Below are 23,437 nucleotides of genomic sequence, written 5' to 3' on the forward strand. Positions count from 1 at the left end.
TCAGCGCTCGGCGGACACGTCGGCCGGCTGCTTGGCCTCCGCCGACACGCTCCCGTCGGCGCCTCGGCGCCGACGGCGCAGCACCACGAACACGCCCGAGCCCACCGCGAGGGTGGCGCCGGCTCCGATGACGCCCGCCAGCCCACCGGACAGGCGGCCGTTGGCGATGTCCTCGACGCCGTAGTCGGCCAACGGCGAGCCCTCGGCGGCGTGGTCCTCCGCCTTCTCGTCGATGCCGTTGTCGGCGGCGACCTTCTCCAGCCCGTCGGGGCTGGCCGACGCGTAGAAGCTCAGCCCGCCCGCGCACACGACGGTCACCGCCAGGCCGGCGAGCCAGAGGGAGCGGGCGGAACGGCGGGACGGGGCCTTCGCGGACGCGGGTGCGGGTTCCCGCGCGGGTGCGGTTGTTCGTTCCGGTGTGGGCGCGAGTGGGGAGGGGCGGAGTTCCAGGCGGACGGACAGGCGGTCACGGGCGGCGTACACCAGGTCGGGACGGACGGCCACCACCGCGCCCACCGTCGCCGCCGTGATCACGGCCTCGCCGACACCGATGAGCACGTGCACCCCCACCATGGCGGCGAACACCTTGCCCAACGACACGTCGGTCGTCCCGCCCAGCGCGTACAGAGCCGTGAACGCCACGGCGGCGGCCGACACGGAAACCAGAGCGGCGACGAACGACGCGACCGTCACCGCGGAACGCCTGCGCGGCAGCACCCGCAGCAGCGCGCGGAAGAGGCCGTAAGCGACCAGGACGGTCACCACACCCATGTCCGTGATGTTCGTCCCCAGCGCCGTCAGCCCACCGTCCGCGAACAGCACCCCCTGGAGCAGCAGCACGACGGACACGCACAGCACGCCCGTACAGGGGCCCACGAGAAGGGCGGCGAGTGCCCCGCCGAGCAGATGCCCACTCGTCCCGGCAGCCACCGGGAAGTTGAGCATCTGCACGGCGAAGATGAACGCCGCGACCAGGCCCGCCAGCGGCGCCGTCCGCTCCCCCGCCTCGCCGAGACCGCCACCGAGTTCGCGCCGGGCGCCACGCAGGGAGGCAGCGACAGCCACGGCGGCGAACACGCCCGTACCGGCCGAGACGGGGGCGTCGATGAATCCATCAGGCACGTGCATGGGGAGGCACCCCTTCTCACGACGGCACAGCCGGTGACGGCTCAGCTTTCTGAGAATAGCGCTCACATGCAAAGAACTTGCAAGAGGGAGAACAAGCAAAGAGAAGAAGTCCGACGCTGTGGCAGAGCTCACCAGGCCCCCCGGGTGACTGACCGGCCGTCCCACGCGTCTGACAGGGCGAAGGGGCAACCCGGCCCGAGCGATGAGCGGACCGGGAGTCCCCGACCCAGAGGAGCAGACGTGTCACAGGTCATCACCCGCACCGTGCCGGCCCAACTGATCACCCGGCCGCCCGCCACCCGTCCCCTGACACCCGCTCTTCGCTACGACTCGGCCGACCCGCTCGCCGTGCACCTCGTCTTCCCCGCCGACATATCCCTCGACGGCGAGGAGGTCACCTGGACCTTCTCCCGCGACCTCCTCGCCCAGGGGGCGTGCGGGCCCGCCGGGGAAGGGGACGTCCACGTGTGCCCCTTCGGGCAGGAGCGGACCGTGATCGAGTTGCACGCGGGGGAAGGGGTGGCCCTTCTGGAGTTCTCCAGTGCGGACCTGTCCGCGTTCTTGCAAAGGTCGTACGCGGTTGTTCCCGCTGGGTGCGAGAGTGGCTTCCTCGATCTGGAAGAGGGGTTTCGTTCTCTGCTCCGCGGAGTGTGACCTCCGCTCCTCCTGGGGCGGGCCCCCCATACCTCCCCCTTTACCAGTGGGGCCAGCCCACCCCCGAGTGGCTGCTCTCTCCCTGAGGGGCTCCGCCCCCCAGACCCCCGGCCCCTCGCCGGGGAGGCTTTGGGGCGGCGCTGCCCCCCAAAGGCCCCCCGCTACGGGGGCTCCGCCCCCCTAGGAACCCCCGCCAAGGGGCTCCGCCCCCAGGACCCCCACACAAGAGAGCACCACAGAACCTCAGTGCTGGGCCGACTCACGCTAGAGGGGAACTGGCTCTCCTCCAGGGGGCTCCTAGGGGGGGCGGAGCCCCCCGTAGCGGGGGGCAGTTGGGGGGCGGAGCCGCCCCAACGCCCGGCCGGCGAGGCCCGGGGGTTTGGGGGCGGAGCCCCCAACCACGGCCGAGGGCACCTCAGCGAAAGAAGGGGAAGACCATGTCGAGGGGGGCAGGGGGCGCAGCCCCGAGGCATCGGCGATGGCGAGGGCGTCATGTCACGACTTGCCGAAGGCCCCCGTGGCCCGAACCATAGGAGGGATGACCGACGACGCCGCCTACCTCCGCTACCCCCACCTGCACAGCAACCACCTCTGCTTCGTCGCCGAAGACGACCTGTGGCTCGCCGCGCTGCCCGCGGCGGGGGAACCGTCCGAGCGGGCGTGGCGGCTGACCGTCGACCGCACGCGCGTCGGCCATCCCCGCTTCTCCCCGGACGGGAGCCGCATCGCCTTCACCACGTGGCGCAGTCTCGACCCGGAGGTCCATCTGGTGCCGGTGGAGGGTGGCCCCGCGCGGCAGCTGACGTACTGGGGCGCCACGGACACGCGGGTGTGCGGCTGGACCCCGGAGGGTGACGTGCTGGCGGTGGCCTCGCACGGCGAACCGTTCGCGCACCGCGCCTGGTCCTACCGCATCCCCGTGGAGGGCCCCGACGGGCCGCCCGCAGGCCGTCCGGACGCCCCCTGTCCTGGCAGCAGGCTGCCGTGGGGGCCGGTCTCGGACATCGCCGTCGCCGAGCAGGAGGGCGAGCGGCGCACGCTGCTGCTGACGGGTACGCCTCCGCACGAGCCGGCGAGCTGGAAGCGGTACCGGGGCGGCGCCACGGGGCGGATGTGGTTGCAGGGCGAGCGGCTGCTGCCCGGCCTGGAGGGGCACCTGGACGCGGTGATGCTGGTCGGCGGGCGGGTCGCCTTCCTCTCGGACCACGAGGGCGTCGGCAACCTGTACTCCTGCCTTCCCGACGGCTCGGACCTGCGCCGCCACACCGATCACGACACCTTCTACGCCCGGCACGCCGCCACCGACGGGCGGCGGGTCGTCTACCAGTGCGCGGGCGAGCTGTGGCTGGTCGACGACTTCGCGCGGACGGCTCGCCCGCGCCGGCTCGACGTGCGGCTGGGCGGACAGCGCACCGGGCGGCGCCCCTACCAGGTGCCGGCGAGCGCGCACCTGGACGGGCTGGCCGTCGATCACACGGGGCGGGCGAGCGCGGTGGCGGTGCGCGGCAGCCTGTACTGGCTCACGCATCGCGACGGTCCCGCGCGGGCCATCGCCGACGCCCCGGGGGTGCGGTCGCGGTTGCCCGAGATGCTGGGCGGCACCGGCCGGATCGCCTACGTCACGGACGCGGACGGCGAGGACGCCATCGAGATCGCCGACCTTCCCCGCGCCTCCCGGCAGCGGCCCGCCTACCGGGTGGCCGGCGGGCGGCTCGGCCGGGTGCTCGAACTGGTGGCCGCTCCCTCGGGGGAGCGGCTCGCCGTCGTCGCGCACGACGGGCGGCTGCTGATCGTCGACGTTCCCGACCTCGACGAGGACACCTCCGCGCCCGAGGCCGCGATCACCGAGGTCGTACGGTCGCACAACGGGCCCGTGCACGATCCCGCCTTCTCCCCCGACTCGCGGTGGCTGGCCTGGGCGCACCCCGGGGTGGGGCGGTCGCTGTCCTGCATCAGGCTGGCGAAGGTCGCCGACTGGCAGGGGCCGGAGGCGGAGCGGACGATCCTCGACGTGACGGACGGGCGGTTCGAGGACGAGCAGCCCGTCTTCACCCGGGATGGGCGCTATCTCGCCTTCCTGTCCTGGCGCGGTTTCGATCCGGTCTACGACGTGCACACGGGTGATCTCTCCTTCCCGCTGGGCTGCCGCCCCTATCTGGTGCCGCTGGCGTCGGCGACGCTCTCACCCTTCGCGCTCACCCCGGAGGGCCGCCCCGCCGCCGGCGGACTCGACCCGCAGGACCGGGTGGGTGCGGGCGGTGACGAGGACGGGCCGGAGGTGACGGTGCTCGTGGAGGCGGAGGGCCTGGCGAACCGCGTGACGCCCTTCCCGGTGACCGCGTCCAAGTACACGGCGCTGTGTCCGGTGGCGGGCGGCGGGCTGATCTGGCTGCGCTTCCCCATCTCGGGCGCCCTGGGCGAGACGTTCGTCAACCCGGCCGACACCTCGGGCCGGCCCACGCTGGAGCATTTCGACCTGACCACCGCCAAGCGCACCGAGTTGACCAGCGACATCGACTGGTTCGCGCTGAGCGGCGACGGCACCCGGCTGGTCGTGGCCGACGAGGGGATACTCCGCGTCGTCCCGGCCGAGCAGCAGGCCGACTCCGACAGCACCACCTACATCGACATGCGCCGCGTCCTGCACGACGTCGATCCGGCCGCCGAGTGGCGGCAGGCCTACGCGGAGGCCGGGCGGCTGATCAGGGCGTACTTCTGGGATCCGGGCATGAGCGGGGTCGATTGGGACGCCGTCTTGGACCAGTACCGCCCGCTGGTCGAACGCGTCGCCTCGCCCGACGAGTTCGCCGACCTGCTGCGCGAGGTCCTCGGCGAACTCGGCACCTCGCACGCCTACGTCACCCCGGCGCGGCGCGACGAGGGCCCGCCGCACTACCAGCGGCCCATCGGCTTCCTCGGCGCCGACCTGATCCGCACCCCCGAGGGCGACTGGCAGATCGGCCGCATCCTGCCGGGCGACTCCTCCGACTCGCGCGCCCGTTCCCCGCTGGCCGCCTCACCCGTGCGCGAGGGCGCGCTGCTCACCCACGTCGACGCCCGCCCCGTCGACCTGCACAGCGGTCCCGCGCCGCTGCTGGCCGCGGCGGGCGGCACCACTGTCGAGCTGACCCTGGAGCAGGCGGGTCCGCGCCGGGTCGCCGTCGTCCCGCTGATCGACGAACGCCCGCTGCGCTACCAGGACTGGGTGGCCCGCCGCCGCGCGGTGGTCCGCGAGCTGAGCGGCGGGGAGTGCGGCTACCTGCACATCCCCGACATGGGCGGTTCCGGGTGGGCGCAGTTCAACCGCGACCTGCGCCTGGAGGTCTCCCGGCCCGCGCTGATCGTGGACGTGCGGGGCAACGCGGGCGGCCACATCAGCGAGCTCGTCCTGGAGAAGCTGACCCGCACCATTCTCGGCTGGGACCTCACCCGCAACGCCGAGCCCGTCTCCTACGCAAGCAACGCGCCGCGCGGGCCCGTGGTCGCCGTCGCCGACGAGGCCACCGCCTCCGACGGCGACATGATCATCGCCGCGTTCCGCCAGCTCGGCCTCGGCCCCGTCGTGGGCGCCCGCACCTGGGGCGGCGTCGTCGGCATGACGGGGCGGCACCGGCTCGGCGACGGCACGGTGATCACCGTGCCCATGAACGCGGCCTGGTTCGAGGGCTTCGGGTGGTCGGTCGAGAACCGCGGCGTCGACCCGGACATCGAGGTCCTGCGCACGCCCCTCGACTGGGCCGAGGGGCGCAGTTCCGTCCTGGGGACCGCCGTGACCACCGCGCTCGACCTGCTGGAGCGGCATCCCGCCCGCACGCCGCCCGGCTACGGGGACGTTCCGGACCGGTCGCGGCCGCCGTTGCCGCCTCGTCCCTGAGACGGCCGCCACCTCCGACACGATGCCCCTTTTGGCGCGGAATGCACTATTCGCACCGGCGTGCGAGGGTGGAAGGAGCCCTTCAGGACAACACCGAAGGAGTACCGATGGGCCTCGCAGACCAGTTCAAGGACAAGATGGGGCAGCTCCAGCACAAGGGCAAGGAGAAGAGCTCCGGTGAGAAGTCGTCCGACGACCGCGGACAGCAGGTCCGCGAGAAGGGCGAGGAGATGAAGGACAAGGCGCAGGACCGCGCGCAGGAGTGGCAGGAGAAGCGGGACAAGGGCAACCAGTAAGCCCTCGCACCGCTACCCCGCGCCCCTTCTCGTGACGGGTGCGGCCGGGCCCCCGGAGCCAGGCAGGCAGGGGGCCCGGCCCCCGTCGCCCGGCGCCCGGCGCCCGGCGCCCGGCGCCCGGCGAAGAGGGAAGCGAAAGCCGGCCCGAGGGCAGTACCGCTAGCGGGAGGCGCGGGACTTCTCGTCCGCCTCTCCGCCCGCCCCCACCAGGCCGGTGGCCACCCCGCCCGCCGCCTCGATGCGGCCCGCCACGGCCTTCATCTCGCGCTGCCCCAGCGGGCCCCCGATGAGCGACCCGAGATACCCGCGTATGCCCTGCATGCCGCGCAGCCACCACTGGCCGTACACGTGGGGCGAGCGGCGCTCGACGCCGTCGACGAGGCGGTCGACGGCGGGACCCAGCGGGTAGGTCTTGTTGGTGGGCCACGGCAGCCGCTGCCGCACGTCGCGCATCACGTCGTCGGCGTCGGCCCCGCGCACCATGTCGGTGTCGGTCCAGCTCAGGTAGCCGACGCCGACGCCGACACCCTTGTAGCCGACCTCGGCGCGCAGGCTGTGCGCGAAGGCCTCGACGCCGGACTTCGAGGCGCAGTAGGCCGTCATCATCGGCGCGGGCGTGATGGCCGCGAGTGAGGCGATCTGGAGGAAGTAGCCGCGGGACTCCGCCAGGACGGGCAGGAAGGCGCGTCCGGTGACGGCGCCCCCGATGAGGTTCACCTCGATGACGCGGCGCCAGGAGACGGGGTCGGAGTCCATGAAGGGACCGCCGGTGGCGACCCCCGCGTTGGCGACGGCGATGTCCACCTTGCCGAAGCGGTCCTTGACCTCGCGGGCGACCTCGGCCATGGCCTCGTGGTCGGTGACGTCGGCGTGCCAGTAGGCGGATTCGGTGTGGAGGGAGTCGCTGACCCGCTTCAGCTCGTCGGGCTCAAGACCGACGAGGGCGATCTTCGCGCCCCGTGCGGCCATCTTGCGGGCCAGCAGCGCGCCCACGCCGCGTGCCGCACCCGTGATGACGGCGACCTGTCCCTCGAGCCTGACCCGGGTCATGCGCTCTTCTCCTTCGTCGTGGCGGCGGCTGCGTGCGTGGCCGCGTCCGCGGCGGCGGCCGTGGCGGCGTGCGGGGCGACGGCAGCGGTGAGGTGGTGGCTGACGAGCCCGGCGAGCACCTCGCTGACCGTCTCCGGCTCCTCCAGCGGCGTCATGTGGCCGCGCCGCTCCAGGCGGTGGACGCCCGTGCAGTCGGGCAGCAGCGCGGCCATCCGGTGGGCGTGCGGGAGGGGGGTGAGCCGGTCGTGGGTGCCGATGACGACGGCGGTGGGCGCGTCCAGGTGCGGCACCTTGGCCGACAGGTCGAGCCCGGCGAGCACCCCTCCCCACGCGGCCCGTACGCCCGTCGGGCAGGCGTGCACGATGCGCGCGGTCGCCTCGACGGTGGCGGGTTCCGGCCGCGGGCCCAGCGTGCCGTAGGCGAGAGCTTTGCGCGTCAGCGCGGTGACCGGGCCGAGGGGGGCGCTGGAGCCGAGCAGTGCGCGGTGGGCGTGGTGGCGCAGCCGCTCGGAGCGGAACGGGATCACGCGCGCCTGTCCCGTCAGGTGCTGGGCGCCGGTGCTGCACAGCATGAGCGCGGCTGCGTGCGAGCGCAGTTGCGCGCGGCCCGCCGCCGCCATGAGCGTCATACCGCCCATGGAGTGGCCGCCGATGACGGCCTTCTCGCCCGGTGCGAGCGCGGCGTCGAGGACGGCGCACAGGTCGTCGGCGAGCATCGCGGTGCTGTAGACCGCGGGGGTCGCGGCGGCAGGGCTGCGGCCGTGCCCGCGCTGGTCGTAGACGACGACGCGGTGCCCCGTGGCGGTCAGTTCGCGGATGACCGGAGCCCAGAACAGGGTCGAGCAGGTCCAGCCGTGGGAGAGGACGACCGCGGGGTCGCTGTCGCGGCCGTGGATCTCGACGGGGAAGGTCACACCGTCCCCGGAGCGCGCGGTCACCTCGCGCGCCGGCGTGGGCGGCGCGTAGCGCCCCGTGAGTCCGTCGGTCGTGGTGGTCAGGCGGCTCATCGTGCGTCCTCCCGTGCGTGGCCCGGCATGTCCTCCGCCGTGTGGAAGGCGTGGGCGGCCGCACCCCTGCTGACGCTTCCGGCGAGCAGCGGCGCCTTGCGGCGCGCACCCGTCCTTCCGGCGCCGGACCGCCGCAGCACCTCGTACTCCTCCAGCCACACCTCCCGCGTGATCTTGCGGAACTCGGCCGTGGTGCCGGGCCACACGGCCACCGGGCGGCCCTGCGCATCCAGGTACCAGCTGGTGCAGCCGGTCTCCCACACGCTGGAGCTGATGCGTTCGCGCAGCTTGGCGTTGTAGGTGTGCTGGGCGATGGGCCGCACGTCAAGCGCCGCCTTGTCCCCGCCGCCGAGGGTGTCGAGCTTGCGCAGGTAGTCGACCAGGTAGTTGAGCTGGGCCTCGATGATCAGGATCATCGAACTGGTGCCCAGGCCCGTGTTCGGACCGATGACGAACAGGAAGTTGGGGAAGCCCGTCGTCGTCGTTCCGCGCAGCGCGTTCATGCCGTCCTCGGCCCAGGACTCGGCCAGCGTCTCCCCGTCAGCGCCCTTGACGAGATCGGCGACCGGCATGTCGGAGACGTAGAAGCCGCTGCAGAAGACGATCGCGTCGACCTCCGCCTCACGCCCGTCGGCGGAGACGAGCGTGTTGCCGCGGATCTCCTTGAGCCCGGAGTCGATGACGTGCGTGTTGGGCTGCGCGAGCGCCGGGTAGTAGTCGTCGGACACGAGCGTGCGCTTGCAGCCGACGCGGTAGTCGGGTGTCAGCTTCCTGCGCAGCCCGGGATCCTTGACCGCGCGCTTCATGTGCAGCGTGGAGAGCTTCTCCACGGCCGGCAGCAGCTTCGGGTACTTGGCGAAGACCTGGGTCTCCAGCTCGTGCACTCCCCACAGGGCGAGGCGGCGCAGCTTCTGGGTGGCCGGGAAGCGGGCGTGCAGCTTCTGCTCGGCCTTGGTGATGCGGCGGTCGTTGCGCGGCACCACCCAGGCGGGAGTGCGCTGGAAGACGGTCAGTTCGCCGACCACGGGCTGGATGGCGGGGATGATCTGGATGGCCGAGGCCCCGGTGCCGATGACCGCGACGCGCTTGCCGCGCAGGTCGTAGCCGTGGTCCCAGGTGGCCGAGTGGAAGACCTTGCCCTCGAAGGAGTCGAGGCCGGGGATGTCGGGCAGCTTGGGCTCGGAGAGCGGCCCCGTCGCGGAGACGACGACGTCGGCGGTCAGCGCACCCCGGGAGGTCTCCACCCGCCAGTGCAGCTCCTCCGCGTCCCAGGTCATCTGCTGGACCTCGGTGTCGAAACGGATGTGCTGGCGCAGCCCGAAGGTGTCGGTGACGCGCTCCAGGTAGGCGCGGATGTCCGGCTGGGGTGAGAAGCTGCGCGGCCACTCCGGATTGGGCGCGAAGGAGAACGAGTACAGGTGCGAGGGGATGTCGCACGCACACCCGGGATACGTGTTGTCGTGCCAGGTACCGCCGACGGCCCCCCTGCGCTCCAGGAGGACGAAGTCCGTCACCCCTGCGCGGCGCAGCCGCACGGCGGCTCCCAGGCCGCCGAATCCGGTGCCGATCACCGCCACCCGTACGTGCTCCTGCTCGTGCTCGGCCGCCATGCCGCCGCCTCCCGAGATCTGTCGCATCCGTGCGCTGAGCGCTGTGTGCCGTGTGCTGTGTGCCTTGTGCTGCGTGCTGCGTGTCGAGTGCTGCGCGCTGTGCGGTGTCGCACGCACCGCGAACCGCGCCAGTAATCACTGGCACGGTCTGAGAGTAGAGCAGCCGCATACTCATGGGTAGGGGGCGGCGGGGAGAAAGTTACCGGCGGTCGCACCGGGTCGCCGGACGGCGGGCGACACCTGGCTGCGGCCGCGCAGTCATGGCAGCCGAAGCCATGGCAGCCGCAGTCATGGCAGCTGGAGTCCTGGGCGGGCAGGGGCGGGCACGGCTCGCTGGTGGCGGGCGCGTTGCCGTAGTGGGCGGCCGGGGCCTTGGGGCGCTCGGACCGGCTGAGACCCCACCCCGCACTCGACCGCATGACGACTTCGCCCGGCGGGCGCTCTCGGACGTCTCAGCCGCGGCCCGCGGACGCCCCTTACAGGTCGAGGACGTCGGCCAGGTCGCGCAGACACTCTTCGAAGACGGGTTCCAGGTCGGAGTAGGCGAAGTCCAGCTGATGCAGGACCTCCATGCACAGCAGGCCGTAGAGCCTGGTCCAGCAGGACAGGAAGACGTGCGCGGCCTCGGGTGGCAGGCGCCCGTCGATGCCGGCGGAGTACGCGGTCAGCTGCTCGCGCAGTGACTCGGGAAGGTCGGCCAGTTCGGGCACCGGAAAAGGTCGCGTCCTCCACAGCTCGACCGTCAGGTCCAGCAGAACGTGTTCGAAACGCTGCCCGGCCTGGTGGCGGTCCGAGTCCGGCTGCCGGTTGGGCGGGGCGATCGGACTGGCGAAGATCCAGCCGAACTCGGCGGGGTGGGTGCTCGCCCAGGCGCGCATGGCTCGGCAGACCGCGAGGATGCGCTCGCCGACCGGCGCGGCGGCGTGGGCGTCACGGGCGTGTTCCATGGCGGTGGCCAACTCGTGGAAGAAGTCCGCAGTCACCGCGCCGACCAACGCGTCGTGGCCGGCGTAGTAGTGGTACAGGGCCGGGCCGCTCATGCCCACCTGCCTGGCGACGGCGTTGATCGTCACCGCAGCCGAGCCCTGCTCGACCAGGAGGTTGCGCGCCGCCGTATGGATCTCCTGGAGGGTCGCCCGGCGCAGCCTCTGCCGTCTGCTGCTGGCTTCTGCGGCCATCTCGCCCCTCCAGTCACTCCGTTGACCCTGCCGGTCGTTGGCTCGAGCCCTGCCGGCCGATGCCTTCGGGCCTGTTGGCCATTGGCGCCGGGCCCTGTGGACCGATGGCTTGGGGCCTGTTGGCCGTTGGCGCCGGGCCCTGTGGACCGTTCGCTCTGTTGACATCCTATGACACCTATGGTTCCTTATCATCTCTAAGCCAGCCTAGACCATCTAAGGAGTGGGTGTGGAGCACTGGTTGTGGATCCTTTTCGTGGTGTTGTTGCTCGTCACAGCCGTGTGGTGGGGGTTGTCCAGGTCCGCCCACGTCCGCCGCGACGCGCGCCGACCCCAGGACACGACGACCGCACGGGGGGCCCGGCGATGAAGGCGGTCATCGTGGGGGGCGGCATAGGCGGGCTGACCGCGGCCGTCGCCTTCCACCAGCGTGGCTGGCAGGTGGAGGTGCTCGAACGCGCTCCTGAATTCACCGAGATCGGGGCGGGTGTGTCACTCCAGCCCAACGGCCTGCGCGCGCTGGACACGTTGGGCCTCGGGGAATCCCTGCGTTCCGGCGGGCCGGCCGATCCGCCGGCGGGCATCCGCTGTGCGGACGGGCGCTGGCTGATCCGCAACGACATCGACGGCCTCAAACGCCGCTTCGGCCAGTGGGCGACCGTGCACCGGGCCGCCCTGGTCGACCTCCTGCGCGCGGCCGTGCCCGCGCAGGCGCTGCGAGCCGGGACCGAGGTGCGCGACGTGCGGCCCGATGGGACGGTCCGCCACAGCGGTGGCACCTCCACCGCGGATCTCGTGGTGGGCGCCGACGGCGTGCACAGCGCGACACGGCGTTCCCTCTGGCCGCACATTCCCGGCCCGCGCTACGTCGGGTACACCACCTGGCGTTTCCTCACGCCACCCCAGCCCATCGAGGGGAGCGTGGAAACATGGGGCCGGGGTGAGCGATTCGGGCACGTACCGATGCCGGACGGCCGCGTCTACTGCTACGCGCTGGCCAACGCCCCCTCCGGCTCCCGCACCCACCTGGACCGGCTGCGCGAACGCTTCGCGCACTGGCACTGTCCCATCCCCGAACTCCTGGCCCTCGCGGACGAGGACGCGGTGTTGCAGCACGACACGTACGAGCTGCCGGAATTGCCCGCCTACGTCTCCGGCACGGTGGCGGTGATCGGAGACGCCGCGCACGCCATGACGCCCAACCTGGGGCAGGGCGCCTGCCAAGCGCTCGAGGACGCGGTCACCCTCGCCGCGTCCGTGGACACTCTCGGCGTGGGTGCGGGGCTGCGGGAATACGACCGCGTCCGCAGACCGCGCACCCAGACGATCGCCCGCCGCTCCCGGCAGGCCGGCGCTCCCGCGCACTGGAGGTCCGCACCCCTGACCACCCTGCGCGACGCGGCTCTCCCCCTCCTGCCCCACGCCCTCCTCAGCCGCGCGGTCACCGACGCCTACACCTGGACGCCCTGACCCCCACCCCGGACGCCCTGACGCCCCGACGCTCTCGCACCCCACCCCCGACGCCCTGACAAGTCACCTTCGGGAAGACTCCCTCCGCCCGGCTCCGCGAAAGCGCGCCCCGGCTCCGCGAAAGCGCGCCCCGGCTCCGCGACAGCGCGCCCCGGCTCCGCGAAAGCGCGCCGTCCCCGGGACACAACGAACCACGAGAGGCCCTCCTCATGCCCCTCCCGCGCCTGCTGATCGCCCTTGTCGGAGCGATCACCACGGTCAGCGCCGTGCTCGCCGACCTCGTCATCCCCGACCTGGCGGCCCAGCACGCCTTCAACCCCGGCTGGCCGCCCCACGCCAAGTTCCACGACGCCCAGTACATGCTGATGACGGTGCTCCTCGGCCTCATCGGCCTGGCCCTCTCCCTCCGGCAGGGCCGCAACCCCCGCGGTCGGCTGTTGTGCGCCGCCGCGATCCTGGCCACCCCCTGGCTCAGCATGATCGGCGCACTGCTGTTCCCCGGCACCGCCACCTACGACCCGGAGTTCTCCACCCGAACGCTCTTCGTCCTCGGGGTGCACGGCCAGGTCGTCATGGCCCTCGTCCTCACCCTGGTCCTGCTTGCCGCGACAGCGGCGACACTGCGCACGCCCACACGCCCCACCACCGGACGACAAGCCGCCGACTGAACTCCGCCTCCCCCGAGGACGTGGACGGGGCGGAAGGCCGGCCGTGTGCAGCGCGGACAGGCCGGCGGCCGTCGGCCTTCGACCGGGGGATCCAGCAGGCCCCGCGAGCCTCTGCGCGAGCCTCTCGTTCGGACCCCGCCGGACCCGCTACCTGACCCAGCCGAATCCAAACGGAACACCCTAGGCTGTGGCACGTGGCGAGCGCGAACGAGCAACACACGACGGACGAGCCGGACAGCCGGCGCACCAGCCCCGCAGGCGGCGGATCCACCCCGCCCGAGCGGGAGTTCCGCGCCCACGAACTGGCAGCAGCGGCCGGCATCACCACCCGCACGCTTCGCTTCTACCGCGAACGCAAACTGCTTCCGCCGCCGCGCCGCGAGGGCCGCATCGCCTGGTACGACGCACACCACCTCGCCCGGTTGCGCAGCATCACCGCGCTGCTCTCACGCGGCCACACCCTCGGCGGCATCGCCGACCTGCTCGACGCCTTCGAGAAGGGCCGCGACGCCCGTTCCGCCGCCGAGGTCATGGGCCTGGACTCCGCCGTGGTCACCCCCTTCTCCGAGGAGACCCCCGTCCGCCTCACCCCGGAGGAACTCGCCGACTACTTCCAGGGCCAGGTGACCGTCGACAACCTGGCCGCCTCCCTGGACATCGGCTACGTCGCCATCGACGGCGACGAGTTCGTGCACACCAGCCGCCGTCTGCTCGACGGGTCGGCGGAACTCGTCGCCAAAGGCATCCCCCTGGCCGACGTACTGGAGGCAGGACGCGCACTGCGTGAGCGCACCGACGAGATCGCCGCCCTCTTCGCCCGCCTCTTCCGCACCCACCTTCTCCCCCGCCAGGAGAGCAGCGACCCGGCCGCCCTCAACGACCTCCTCACCCGCGTCGCCCCCTCCGCCAGACAGATCGTCGAAGCCGAACTGGGCCTCGCCCTGGACCGCCGGGTACGGGCGGAGCTGGAGGATTGGCTGAGTGACCACCGCACGGAGCGGGAAGAGCGCGACCGCGCGGACGGATCCGAGAGCTAGGCACTTCCCCGTTGGGGACGGACCGCTACCGGGGTAGAAGGCACGTCGGGAAGGGCCGCTGGACCGGCAGTGGGGCGTCAGGACGCCCCGGGCCTCCGGGGCGGCCACGACGTCAGGGAAATCAGGGACGTCCGGGGCGCCAGGGACATCCAGGACGCCAGGGACGTCCGGAGTGTTCAAGGCATCGGCACCATCAGGGGCCGAAGTCGACCGTCACCGGAGCGTGGTCGCTCCACCGCTCCGTGTGGGTGGCAGCACGCTCGACGTACGCCTTCAGCGCGCGCTCCGCCAGCCCAGCCGTGGAGACGTGGTAGTCGATGCGCCAGCCCGTGTCGTTGTCGAAGGCCCGCCCCCGGTACGACCACCACGAGTAGGGCCCCGCCACCTCGGGGTGCAGCGAGCGGACCACGTCCGTGTAGCCGCCGTCCTCGGGGTCGAACACCCGCGAGAGCCAGGCCCGCTCCTCGGGCAGGAACCCCGAGTTCTTCTTGTTGCCGCGCCAGTTCTTCAGGTCGGCCTCCTGGTGCGCGATGTTCCAGTCACCGCAGACCAGTACCTCACGCCCGGACGCCGCCGCCCGCTCCCTGAGGTCACACAGGTAGGGCAGGAAAGCCGTCATGAAGCGTTCCTTCTCGTCCTGCCGCTCCGTACCGACCTCGCCCGAGGGCAGGTAGAGGCTGGCGACGGTCACGCCCGGCAGATCGACCTCCACGTAACGCCCTGAGGTCTCGAACTCGGAGACACCGAACCCCACCCGTACGGCGTCAGGCTCGCGCCGCGTGAGCAACGCCACACCCGACCGCCCCCTGGCCGACGAGGGCGCCCAGAACGCGTGCCAGCCCTCGGGGGACCGGACCGCCTCCGGCAGCTGCTCGGGCTCCGCCCTGACCTCCTGGAGGCAGATCACGTCCGCTTCCGTGGCCGCAAGCCACTCCACGTAGCCCTTCTTGGCCGCGGCCCGCAGCCCATTGACGTTGACCGTGCTCACCTTGCGCAAAACGTGCTCCCCGTGGATTTCCGGACTACCCGCACCCTACGTGGCAGGCCCCGGCCCCCACGGGGCAGGAGCTCCGGCCCGTGGCCGCTGACGCCCGCGGTGGTCACGGTGTCCGCTTACGATTCCCGTATGCAGATCGTTCCCGTCCCCTTCGACCACCCGGACGCACGGAAACTCAACGACCTCGTGCTCCAGGAGTACACGCAGCGCTACGGCGACCCGGAAGGCGACGCGACCCCGCTGGCGCCGGCGATGTTCCGGCCCCCGCGCGGCCTGTATCTCCTGGCCTACGACGACGAGCAGCAGCCGGTCGCCACGGGCGGCTGGCGGGCCATGGGCGCCCCCCGCGCGGCGGGCGACGGCGGCGGTGACGAGGGCGATGCCGACGGGGACGGGGAGAACTACGCGGACGGTGACGCCGAGCTCAAGCGCATGTACGTCGTGCCCGAGGCGCGTGGACGCGGACTGGCGCGGCGCATCCTCGCCCTGCTCGAAGACGATGCCCGCGAGGCGGGGCGGACGCGCATGGTGCTGGAAACCGGCGTGCACCAGCCGGAGGCCATCGCCCTGTACACCTCTTCCGGCTACGGACCTGCGCGCGAGAAGTTCGGGCACTACCGGTTCCACGAGGAGAGCCGGTGCTTCGAGAAGTCACTGGGCGGCCCTCCTTCGGGCACCCGGTCCTCTGTGTGAACCCGGTTCGTTGACCTGATGCGTTCACCCGGGGCGTCAGCCTTCTTCGGGAACGTGGTCCACGGTGGGCGTCTCCGGCTCGCCCCTGGCGAACTCCGCCGCCACCGCGATGCCCAGATCCTCCATCGAGGCCGCCCGCACAGAGCCCTTTTCGGCGTCCCCCAGGGCAGCGGTCAGGGCGCGCCCCGGCGGCATCTCGATCCAGCGCCGCGCGCCGCTCTCCCGCAGCGTCGTGACCACCTCCGTCCAGCGCACGGGCAGGGCGACTGATCTGGCCAGATCGTCGAAGACCCCGTTCGCGTCGCCTGTCAGGCACTTCCCGCCGGTGCACGTCACGTACGGCAGCTCGTGCGGGCGGCGCCGCACGGTGGCCAGATGCTGTGCCATGCGGATGCCCAGGTCGTGCGGGGGCTCCTCCGCGCGCTCCAGCAGTTCGGCGCGGATCCGGACCGCCCGCAGTGCCTCCGAAAGAGTGAGCAGCCCAGCGGCGACGGCGGCGGCGAAGACGCCGGCCCCGTGTCCCGCCACCACACCGGGCCGCACCTCCTCGTCCTCCATGAGCGCGCGAGCCCCGGCCACACCGGCGATCAGCAGGCAGACGTGCCGTGCCACCTCGGAGGAGGCCAGCGCGTCGGCGGTGTCGAGTTCCGCGACCCCTCCGGGGTGCTCGCACTCGGCCTCGGCCAGTACGGTCGCCGACGCGGCGGTGTCGGGCAACCGGTGCAGCGTGCCCGGCCGCAGTGAGCCGGGACCGGGGAAGAGGAACGCGACGTTCATGCGGCCACCCTTTCTCTCCCGGCCCCGCTATGCCAGCCACCCCTCCCACACACCCTGTCCCGGCCCCCCTCTCGTCGCCCTGTCCCCTCATCGTCCCTCGGGCGGCCGCCGCTCCGTCGCCCCGCCAGGTGTTCCTACGCCCTGACCGCCACCCCACCGTCCCACCGTCCCGCCGTCCCGCCGCCGCCCGCTGCGGATGCCGAGCGTCCACGGAACGTCGATGGTGGGCGTATGACGGAATACATCGTGTTCGCCGATTTCACCGAACGCGGCACCCAGGCGGCGCTGCGTGCGCTCGACAGGCTGGAGGCCGCGCACCGCGCCGGAACGGTCGCGCTGCGCGAGGCGCGCGTGATCGGCCGGGACGCGGAAGGGGCGGCGGAGATCGTCGGCGAGGTGGACAACACCGGCACGGCCACGGGGTTCGCCGTGGGCGGTCTGATCGGTGCCCTCGTGGGGCTGATGGGCGGCCCTGCGGGGGCGCTGCTGGGATTCGGCGCGGGCGGCCTCATCGGCGGCGGACACGACGCGCGGCGGGTGATCGAGACGAACGAGGGCCTGGAGGAGTTGACGGCGGAGATCCCCCCGGGCAGCACCGTGGTGGTGGCGGACCTCGACGAGGAGTCCACCGATCCGGCCGACGCGGCTCTGGGGCCCGGAGTGAGCCGCTACCTGGCTTCCCGGGTCCGCAGGGACCTGGAGGACACACTGTCGAGTCCGCAGGTACCGCAGAACGCGTCGGACGCCCCCACGGGGCCGATCACCGGACACGAGGCCGGCCCCTCGGGGGAGGGCGAAAGCGCGCGGGAGAGCGGCAGGGAGGAGCATTGGTGGCGGCGATAGCACGGAAGGAGCAGAGCATGGGCCTGGCGTGGGGCGTACTGATCGTTTCGGGGTGCCTGGAGACCCTGTGGGCGACGGCTCTCGAGGCGTCGAAGAACTTCAGCCGCCTGTGGCCCTCTCTCCTCTTCCTCGTCGCCCTCGCCGCCAGCATGGCGGGACTGTCCTACGCCGTGTCGCAGATCCCCCTCGGCACGGCGTACGCGGTGTGGGTGGGGATCGGCGCGGTCGGTACCGCGCTCTACGGGATGGCGGTGCTGGGCGACGCGGCGACGGTGGGGCGGCTGCTGTGTCTGCTGCTCATCGTCGGCGGAGTGGTGGGGCTGAAGCTGCTCCACTGAGGCCGCCACGGCGCGACGGAGACGACTGCGGCGGGCGACGGAGCGCCCCTGTCGGCGTGCCCTGCCGAGGCAGTCCGCCACGGTGGCGCAGGCGGCCTTCTCCGCCAGAGGTCACACCATTTTTGCGGGTTCTTTACATGTCCCTGCCAGCTCATTAGGTTGACGCCCGCGCACCACCGTCCCGCCCCTCTCCAGCCAGGGGACCGGCGGACGGCAGCCGGCTGCTGTCCCGCCTCGCCCGCCCGCCGCCCCACTCCGAAAGGCAGGCCCATGACCCCCACACGCCGTGCTCTCACCGCGCTCCTCGGGACCGCCGCAGCCGCCGCTTTGACGCTCACCGGAGCGGGAAGCGCACAGGCGGCTGCGGGAGCGTCCCCCACGGACGTGTCCCGCAGCTCCGCGCCGCCCGCCGCAGCGGCCCCCCAGCTCCTCGCCAAGCTCACGCACGCGCAGGCCACCGCCAAGTTCCGTGGCGCGGGCGTCACCTGGACCTCCAGCGGCGGCTGTTCGGACCGCAACACCCCGACCTGCACCTCGTTCGACGGACTGCGTTCACAGACGGCGGACGGAGCGATCACCCTGAAGAGCGCGTCCGGCTGCGCCGTCCGTCTCACCGGCGGGACGGAGACGGGCCACGCCTCCGGCACGTACAGCCACTGGAACGGCTACAAGCTCGACATGTCGCTCTCCAGCTGCCTCGACAACTACATCACCGGCACCTTCACCTCCATCGGCGGTTCGAAGTGGAAGTCCGGCTCCGGAAACGTCTACTACCGCGAGGGCAACCACTGGGACGTCACCTACTACAACTGCGGCGGCTGCTAGCCCTGCCGGGGATCGCCGCCAAGCGCTCTGCGCACTGTGCGCACCGTCCGCACAGTGCGCAGAGTGGACGCTGTCGCCCGTTGCACGCTGAGCGCACTGTCGCCCGTTGTGCGCTGTGCGCACTGTCGTCCGTTGCACGCTGAGCGCGCCTGTAGAGCCGGCGCGTGACCCGCGCGCGACCGTCCCGACAGCACAGCGGCGCTCGTGCGCGCCCCGGGGTGCCTCTCTCCTCGCAGCGCACCCCCGGCACTCTCACGGCTGCGCCCGGTAGAGGGCTGTCCCGAAGGAGGCGGTGACCCGGACGGTCTCGGGCAGCGCGCTCACGCGTGCCCGCAACGCGTCGGGTTCGACGTGGCGTGCGGAGGGCCCCATGAGGACGAGGTTTTCCACGTCCTGCCGCGACAGCTCGACGGTGTACTCCAGGGCTTCCGTGCGCTCCCTCGTGAAACGTGCGGTCAGGGTGCGCTCCAGGCGCTCTTCCTTCTCCGGGTCGATCTCCAGCAGGCCCAGCCGCTCCCGTAGTTCGGTCAGGTGCCGCGGGGTCGGTGTCACGACGAGCAGGGCTCCCCCAGGGCGCAGCACCCGGTGGAACTCAGCGCCGTTGCGTGGGGCGAACACGTTGAGGACGACGTCCACCCGCCCGTCACCGACGGGGAACGGCCGCCAGACGTCCCAGCTCGCCGCGCCCGCCCGGGGATGCGCCCGCGCGGCGCGGCGCAGCGCGTACTGCGACGTGTCCAACGCCAGCCCCACGGCGCCCGGCAGCGCGTCCAGCACGGCCGCGAGGTAGTGCCCCGTACCGGCCCCCGCGTCGAGAACCGTGCTCCCCTCGGGCAGGCCCAACGAGGCAGCGGTCCGAGCGAGAGCTTCCGTGAGCGGCCCGTAGTGCCCGGCGGCCAGAAAGCCGGTGCGGGCCCCCACCATGTCCGCGCTGTCCGCGTTGACCGTGCGCTTCACGCCGGACAGCAGGCTGACGTATCCCTGGCGTGCCACGTCGAAGGTGTGCCGTTCGGAGCACCGCAGCGACCGCTCCGTCACATCGAGCGGCCCCCGGCAGACGGGGCACCGGACGACGCTGCCCGCCAGCGCCTCCCACGGACGACGCCAGGCGCTGACGTCACGGCGGGCGGTTTCCTGGCCGGCGATCGGCGGTTCGGACATCGGGGCTCTCTCGGACAGCGGACGGCCTGCCAGGCTACCGCCGCGGTCGCCTACGCCCACCGCCGCATGTCCCCGCCCTCCGCCGCGCGCCCTCGGAAACCGCCACCCCCTCGGACACCGCAAGGGAAGTGTGGACGCACGGCGAGGACCGTACGGGAGCGTTGCGAGGGGGCTACGGGCGCTGCCGGATTTCTCCGGCCTCCCCCTGTGGACGGCCGCGCGTCGTTGCGGAGAACCGGTCCGCCGCCTCGCCCCGCAGCCTGCCCGGCGGCAGGGCGCGCCCGAAGGCGACGAGCAGCAGATCCTGTGCCGCCCCGCTGACCGGCGTACCGGAAGCGGCACCGTAGGACCATTCCACGTCGTCCGCGCGCAAGGAGACGCCCGTGACGTCGGCACCGAAGAATCTCAGGCTCCTCGGCGTCACACCCTCCAGCAGCAGGCGGACGCGCTCCAGGGGAACGCGCCGCTCGTGCCCCAGCGCGACGGTGATGTCCAACCCGTGCACCACGTCGTGCCCGAGGGCCGCCGTCAGCCCGCCCACGGGCGGCGTCCAGGGGTGGCGGGCGTTGTCCCGCAGAGCCGCCGCCAGCTCCCCCTCGCTCATGGCGGCGGCGTCCCGACGGGCACACCTGTCGGTCATCCGGTGCAGTCGGCCGCGTGCCCGGAGGAGTTCGCGCAGCACCTGTCCGCGCCTTGTGCGGAATCCGAACGACATGTGGGCGGCCACTTCACGCACGCGCCACCCCTCGCACAGCGAAGGTGCCTTCCACTGCTGTTCCGTCAGCCCGTCCAACAGTGCGGCGAATTCCACGCGTTCGTTTGCGATCGCACCCCTGATGTCCACGTCGCTCCTGCCTCCCTGTCGACCCGTTGTGCCGTCCCCTCCCCAGCCTGGGTGGCCTCCGCCTATAAGTCCAAGAGAGGCTTCTTCTCCATCTCAAAAGCACCGGTTATGAGCTGTCTAGCCTGTACCCCATGGACCTACGTCAGCTCCAGCTCTTCGTCGCCGTCGCCGAGGAGGGCAGCTTCACCCGTGCCGCTGCCCGTCTGCACCTGGCCCAGCCGGGCGTCAGCGCCCGCATACGTCAGCTCGAACGCGAGTTGGGCCACGTGCTGCTGGACCGATCCGCCACGGGCCGACCCGGCACCGGCCGCTCCGGCGGCACCACTCGCGCGGGGGGGTCGGTGACACCCACCCAGGTCGGCGAGGCCGTACTGCCGTACGCGCGGGCCGCCTTGGAGGCCGCCGAGAACGTCCGGCACGCCGCGGACGCCTTCACCGGGCTGCTGCGCGGCCATGTCACCGTCGGACTCGTCTCCGGTGCGACGGACGCCCGTGGCAGGTTCGACATCGCCTCCGTACTGGCCGACTTCCACAACGAACACCCGCACGTGGAGATCGCACTCACCGAGGACACCTCGGACCGCATGCTGCGCGCACTGCGCCACGGCACACTCGACATCGCGGTGGCCGGACTGCCTGACGGAGGCCCTCCGCCGGGCACCGACGCGGACCTCGTGGTCGACGAGCCGGTCGTCGTCGCCGTCGCGCCCCACGACCCGCTGCTGTCGGAACCCGGGCCCCTGCGCTGGACTGCCCTGCGGGACCGCCCCCTGATCAGCCTCCCCCGCGGAACGGGCCTGCGGGGAGTGCTGGAACAGGCATGCGCGCAGGCGGGGTTCCAGCCGCGGGTCGCCTTCGAGGCAGCGGCTCCGCCGCTGCTCGCGCAGCTGGCCGCGCGCGGGCTGGGTGTCGCCGTCGTGCCGGCCATGCCGCCCGAGGCGGCGTCCTCCCTCGGCCTGCACACCCTGCGGCTGACCCCGGAGCCCCGCGCCCGGATCGGCCTCACGTGGCGCGCCGGAGGCCCCGCGAGCCCCGCGGCCCGCGCACTGCTGGCACCCCTGCGGGCCGCGCTCACCTCACCGCGCGCGGACGGCGGACCCGACGCCATGGAGGAGTGGGCGCGGTGAGGTGCTCCCCGACACAGTGAAGGCACGCGCATCGACGAGGCCTGCCCTGCGAGGACGAGCTGCGTGACGCACTCGGCAGCCCCGGCAGCTCCGGCAGCTCCGGCAGCTCCGGCAGCTCCGGCAGCTCCGGCAGCTCCGGCAGCTCCGGCAGCTCCGGCAGGGAGGCGAACGAGGAGCGCCCGGACGTGTGTCGCTGGTTCCCTCCTGGCAGAAGGAGACCTGCTGGCAGTCGGGGATCTTCTGGGCAGACGGGGATCTCGAACAGATCGACGGCCCTGCCTGCCACCGGCGCAACCACGGTGCCGCTTGGCCCGGCCGGCTCGGAACCCTCCCAAGGGGTTCCGAGCCGACCACGGGAGTGCCCGCGCGACCTCAGTCGCCGATCCCGGCGTACTCCTCGATGAGCTCCACGGCGCGCCGCGTACCGCCTTCAGCGCGCGCCTGGGTACTCAGTTCGGCGGAACGGCGTGCGACCTGTGGAGCGTCGGCGAGGGCGGTCAGGGCCGCGCGCAGCAGCTCGGGAGTGGCCTCCTCGGTGTCGATCCGCCGGGCGACCCCCAGGGATACCAGTCGGTCCGCGTTGTCGAACTGCTCCGCTCCCTGCGGTACGGCGATCATCGGCGTCGCGGTCAGCAGTCCCTCCGCGCTGCCTCCCATCCCGGCGTGCGTGACGAAGGCGTCGGCCTGTTCCAGGATGGCCAACTGCGGCACCCACGAGTGCACTTCCACGTTGTCGGGAACGGGCCCCAGCTGTGCCGGCTCCGTGTACTTGCCGATCTGCAGCACGACGTGCCAGCCGGGCAGCCCGCCGAACGCCGCCACACAGCGCCGGTAGAACTCCGGCTGCCGGGTGTACGCGGAGCCCAGCGACACCAGCAACACCCGTTCGGCACCCTCCGGACGCTTCCAGGATCCGCGCGCTCCTGGAGCACCGAAACAGGGACCGACGAAGTCGACACGGCCGCTGTCCACCTCGTCGGCCTTCGGCTGCATGACGCGGGGGATCAACGCCAGCGCCCGCGGAGGGAGGCTCATGTACGTGGCCACGTCCGTCGTGGCGGCGCCGCAACCTGCCAGCCAGGAGGCGTATTTGGCCCGGTAGGCGTCGGCGCCCGGCAGTGCCCACAGGTGCGCACCGACGTCGTCCTGATAGCTGTCCCAGGCGACGAACGTGGGCGAGAGCTGCATCATGGGGCGGCTCTGCGCCTCGGCCAGTGCCCGCGTCGCCATGGCGCCGATGTCGTGCAGGTAGAGATCGGGACACTCCTGGTCGTAGAGCGAACGCAACTGCGGCAGCGCCGCGATCGAGTCGTCGAGGAAGACCTCCATGGCGGCGATGGGGTCCTTCGGCCACGTGTTGTCCGCCACGGGCAGCGTGGAGCGGTACGGCAGGAACTCCGCGCCGGTGGAGGCCACCAGTTCGGCCACGGCCGGGTCGTTGGCATACGTCACCCGGTGGCCGCGCGCGACGAGCGCCCTGACGACCTCCAGGCTGGGCAGCACATGGCTGACGGCCGGGATGCCGATCATCGCCAGATGACCGGGCCGGGCGGCGGGAGGGAACGCGGGAAGGTCACGGGGTGCCTCGGCTTGCGGATTCCGGGAAGCCCGGGAGGCCGGAGAGGCGGCGGAGGCCTGGGACACACGCGGGGTACGGGTCATGAGTGCTCACTCGTTTCAGGTCTACGGGTCTCCGTCACGGCACCCGACGGCACACGGCTGCACAGGCCGGGCCGTCGCCTGACAGGGGCATACCTGTGGTGGGGTGCTGTTGTGACGGAATGGACACACTCAGCGGGCCGGAGTGCGAAAACACGCCCGGCGCGCCGTTGCGGGACGGGGCGTCGCCCCGCGCGCGTCAGC

At 72.4% G+C, this 23,437-nt stretch carries 21 protein-coding genes; 11 read left to right on the top strand and 10 right to left on the bottom strand.

Translation table 11 applies throughout. The features are described 5' to 3' along the window. Entirely contained in the window at window positions 1-1,128 is a 1,128-nt protein-coding gene (locus MMF93_RS13945) for an energy-coupling factor ABC transporter permease (protein WP_242751606.1), read from the bottom strand. A gap of 240 nt (window positions 1,129-1,368) precedes the next feature. Here MMF93_RS13945 and MMF93_RS13950 point away from each other — a divergent pair, with 240 nt between their 5' ends. The 3 genes from MMF93_RS13950 (at window position 1,369) to MMF93_RS13960 (ending at window position 5,952) form a co-directional block, all read left to right on the top strand. Continuing rightward, entirely contained in the window at window positions 1,369-1,782 is a 414-nt protein-coding gene (locus tag MMF93_RS13950) for an SsgA family sporulation/cell division regulator (RefSeq protein ID WP_242751607.1), read from the top strand. A gap of 538 nt (window positions 1,783-2,320) precedes the next feature. Next, window positions 2,321-5,656 carry a S41 family peptidase gene (locus tag MMF93_RS13955; RefSeq protein ID WP_242751608.1) on the top strand — a complete coding sequence of 1,112 codons (3,336 nt, stop codon included), beginning with the start codon at window positions 2,321-2,323 and terminating at the stop codon, window positions 5,654-5,656. 107 nt (window positions 5,657-5,763) lie between these two features. Further along, window positions 5,764-5,952 carry a hypothetical protein gene (locus tag MMF93_RS13960; protein ID WP_114024529.1) on the top strand — a complete coding sequence of 63 codons (189 nt, stop codon included), beginning with the start codon at window positions 5,764-5,766 and terminating at the stop codon, window positions 5,950-5,952. 159 nt (window positions 5,953-6,111) lie between these two features. On the opposite strand, the gene MMF93_RS13965 is transcribed toward MMF93_RS13960, so the two are convergent. The 4 genes from MMF93_RS13965 to MMF93_RS13980 all read right to left on the bottom strand — a co-directional run bounded on the left by MMF93_RS13965 (window position 6,112) and on the right by MMF93_RS13980 (window position 10,797). Then, window positions 6,112-7,002: an SDR family oxidoreductase gene (locus tag MMF93_RS13965; protein WP_242751609.1), complete on the bottom strand. Its 891-nt coding sequence runs from the start codon at window positions 7,000-7,002 to the stop codon at window positions 6,112-6,114. Next, window positions 6,999-8,009: an alpha/beta fold hydrolase gene (locus tag MMF93_RS13970; RefSeq protein ID WP_242751610.1), complete on the bottom strand. Its 1,011-nt coding sequence runs from the start codon at window positions 8,007-8,009 to the stop codon at window positions 6,999-7,001. The genes MMF93_RS13965 and MMF93_RS13970 overlap by 4 nt, the downstream gene beginning before the upstream one ends. Further along, window positions 8,006-9,619: a flavin-containing monooxygenase gene (locus tag MMF93_RS13975; RefSeq protein WP_242751611.1), complete on the bottom strand. Its 1,614-nt coding sequence runs from the start codon at window positions 9,617-9,619 to the stop codon at window positions 8,006-8,008. The genes MMF93_RS13970 and MMF93_RS13975 overlap by 4 nt, the downstream gene beginning before the upstream one ends. 476 nt (window positions 9,620-10,095) lie before the next feature. Further along, complete coding sequence (locus MMF93_RS13980; protein ID WP_242751612.1) at window positions 10,096-10,797, bottom strand: TetR/AcrR family transcriptional regulator; 702 nt, start codon at window positions 10,795-10,797, stop codon at window positions 10,096-10,098. Window positions 10,798-11,160: 363 nt separating this feature from the next. On the opposite strand from MMF93_RS13980, the gene MMF93_RS13985 reads away from it, so the two are divergent. The 3 genes from MMF93_RS13985 (at window position 11,161) to MMF93_RS13995 (ending at window position 13,969) form a co-directional block, all read left to right on the top strand. Beyond that, a complete protein-coding gene (locus MMF93_RS13985; RefSeq protein ID WP_242751613.1) occupies window positions 11,161-12,264 on the top strand; it encodes an FAD-dependent monooxygenase in 1,104 nt (367 codons plus the stop codon). 209 nt (window positions 12,265-12,473) lie between these two features. Next, entirely contained in the window at window positions 12,474-12,932 is a 459-nt protein-coding gene (locus MMF93_RS13990; RefSeq protein ID WP_242751614.1) for a DUF6640 family protein, read from the top strand. A 194-nt stretch (window positions 12,933-13,126) separates the two neighbouring features. After that, window positions 13,127-13,969 (top strand): MerR family transcriptional regulator, encoded by an 843-nt coding sequence (locus tag MMF93_RS13995; protein ID WP_242751615.1) that lies wholly within the window; start codon window positions 13,127-13,129, stop codon window positions 13,967-13,969. 193 nt (window positions 13,970-14,162) lie between these two features. Here the strand turns inward: MMF93_RS13995 and MMF93_RS14000 are convergent, their stop codons facing one another. Then, a complete protein-coding gene (locus MMF93_RS14000; protein WP_242751616.1) occupies window positions 14,163-14,966 on the bottom strand; it encodes an exodeoxyribonuclease III in 804 nt (267 codons plus the stop codon). Between the two features lie 129 nt (window positions 14,967-15,095). Here MMF93_RS14000 and MMF93_RS14005 point away from each other — a divergent pair, with 129 nt between their 5' ends. Beyond that, window positions 15,096-15,659, top strand: coding sequence for a GNAT family N-acetyltransferase (locus MMF93_RS14005; RefSeq protein WP_242751617.1), 564 nt, complete (start codon window positions 15,096-15,098; stop codon window positions 15,657-15,659). A 36-nt stretch (window positions 15,660-15,695) separates the two neighbouring features. Here MMF93_RS14005 and MMF93_RS14010 read toward each other — a convergent pair whose 3' ends face one another. Continuing rightward, the gene (locus tag MMF93_RS14010; RefSeq protein WP_242751618.1) at window positions 15,696-16,436 is read right to left on the bottom strand and encodes an ACP S-malonyltransferase; all 741 of its coding nucleotides are present in this window, start codon (window positions 16,434-16,436) and stop codon (window positions 15,696-15,698) included. Window positions 16,437-16,667: 231 nt separating this feature from the next. Here MMF93_RS14010 and MMF93_RS14015 point away from each other — a divergent pair, with 231 nt between their 5' ends. From MMF93_RS14015 to MMF93_RS14025, 3 genes are all read left to right on the top strand, one after another. Further along, on the top strand, window positions 16,668-17,279 hold the full coding sequence (locus MMF93_RS14015) for a DUF1269 domain-containing protein (protein WP_242751619.1): 612 nt from the start codon (window positions 16,668-16,670) through the stop codon (window positions 17,277-17,279). A gap of 17 nt (window positions 17,280-17,296) precedes the next feature. After that, on the top strand, window positions 17,297-17,617 hold the full coding sequence (locus MMF93_RS14020; protein WP_274709539.1) for a DMT family transporter: 321 nt from the start codon (window positions 17,297-17,299) through the stop codon (window positions 17,615-17,617). A gap of 270 nt (window positions 17,618-17,887) precedes the next feature. Further along, complete coding sequence (locus tag MMF93_RS14025) at window positions 17,888-18,442, top strand: hypothetical protein (protein WP_242751620.1); 555 nt, start codon at window positions 17,888-17,890, stop codon at window positions 18,440-18,442. A gap of 252 nt (window positions 18,443-18,694) precedes the next feature. Here MMF93_RS14025 and MMF93_RS14030 read toward each other — a convergent pair whose 3' ends face one another. Together MMF93_RS14030 and MMF93_RS14035 are read right to left on the bottom strand one after the other, a co-directional pair. Further along, window positions 18,695-19,603 carry a putative RNA methyltransferase gene (locus MMF93_RS14030; RefSeq protein WP_242751621.1) on the bottom strand — a complete coding sequence of 303 codons (909 nt, stop codon included), beginning with the start codon at window positions 19,601-19,603 and terminating at the stop codon, window positions 18,695-18,697. Window positions 19,604-19,775: 172 nt separating this feature from the next. After that, the gene (locus tag MMF93_RS14035) at window positions 19,776-20,447 is read right to left on the bottom strand and encodes a maleylpyruvate isomerase family mycothiol-dependent enzyme (RefSeq protein ID WP_242751622.1); all 672 of its coding nucleotides are present in this window, start codon (window positions 20,445-20,447) and stop codon (window positions 19,776-19,778) included. 131 nt (window positions 20,448-20,578) lie between these two features. On the opposite strand from MMF93_RS14035, the gene MMF93_RS14040 reads away from it, so the two are divergent. Further along, window positions 20,579-21,574, top strand: coding sequence for a LysR family transcriptional regulator (locus MMF93_RS14040; protein WP_242751623.1), 996 nt, complete (start codon window positions 20,579-20,581; stop codon window positions 21,572-21,574). Window positions 21,575-21,946: 372 nt separating this feature from the next. Here MMF93_RS14040 and MMF93_RS14045 read toward each other — a convergent pair whose 3' ends face one another. Continuing rightward, entirely contained in the window at window positions 21,947-23,104 is a 1,158-nt protein-coding gene (locus tag MMF93_RS14045) for a macrolide family glycosyltransferase (protein ID WP_242751624.1), read from the bottom strand. Window positions 23,105-23,437 lie beyond the last annotated feature (333 nt).

Source organism: Streptomyces tubbatahanensis (assembly GCF_022699385.1).
GTDB classification, from domain to species: Bacteria; Actinomycetota; Actinomycetes; order Streptomycetales; family Streptomycetaceae; genus Streptomyces; species Streptomyces diacarni.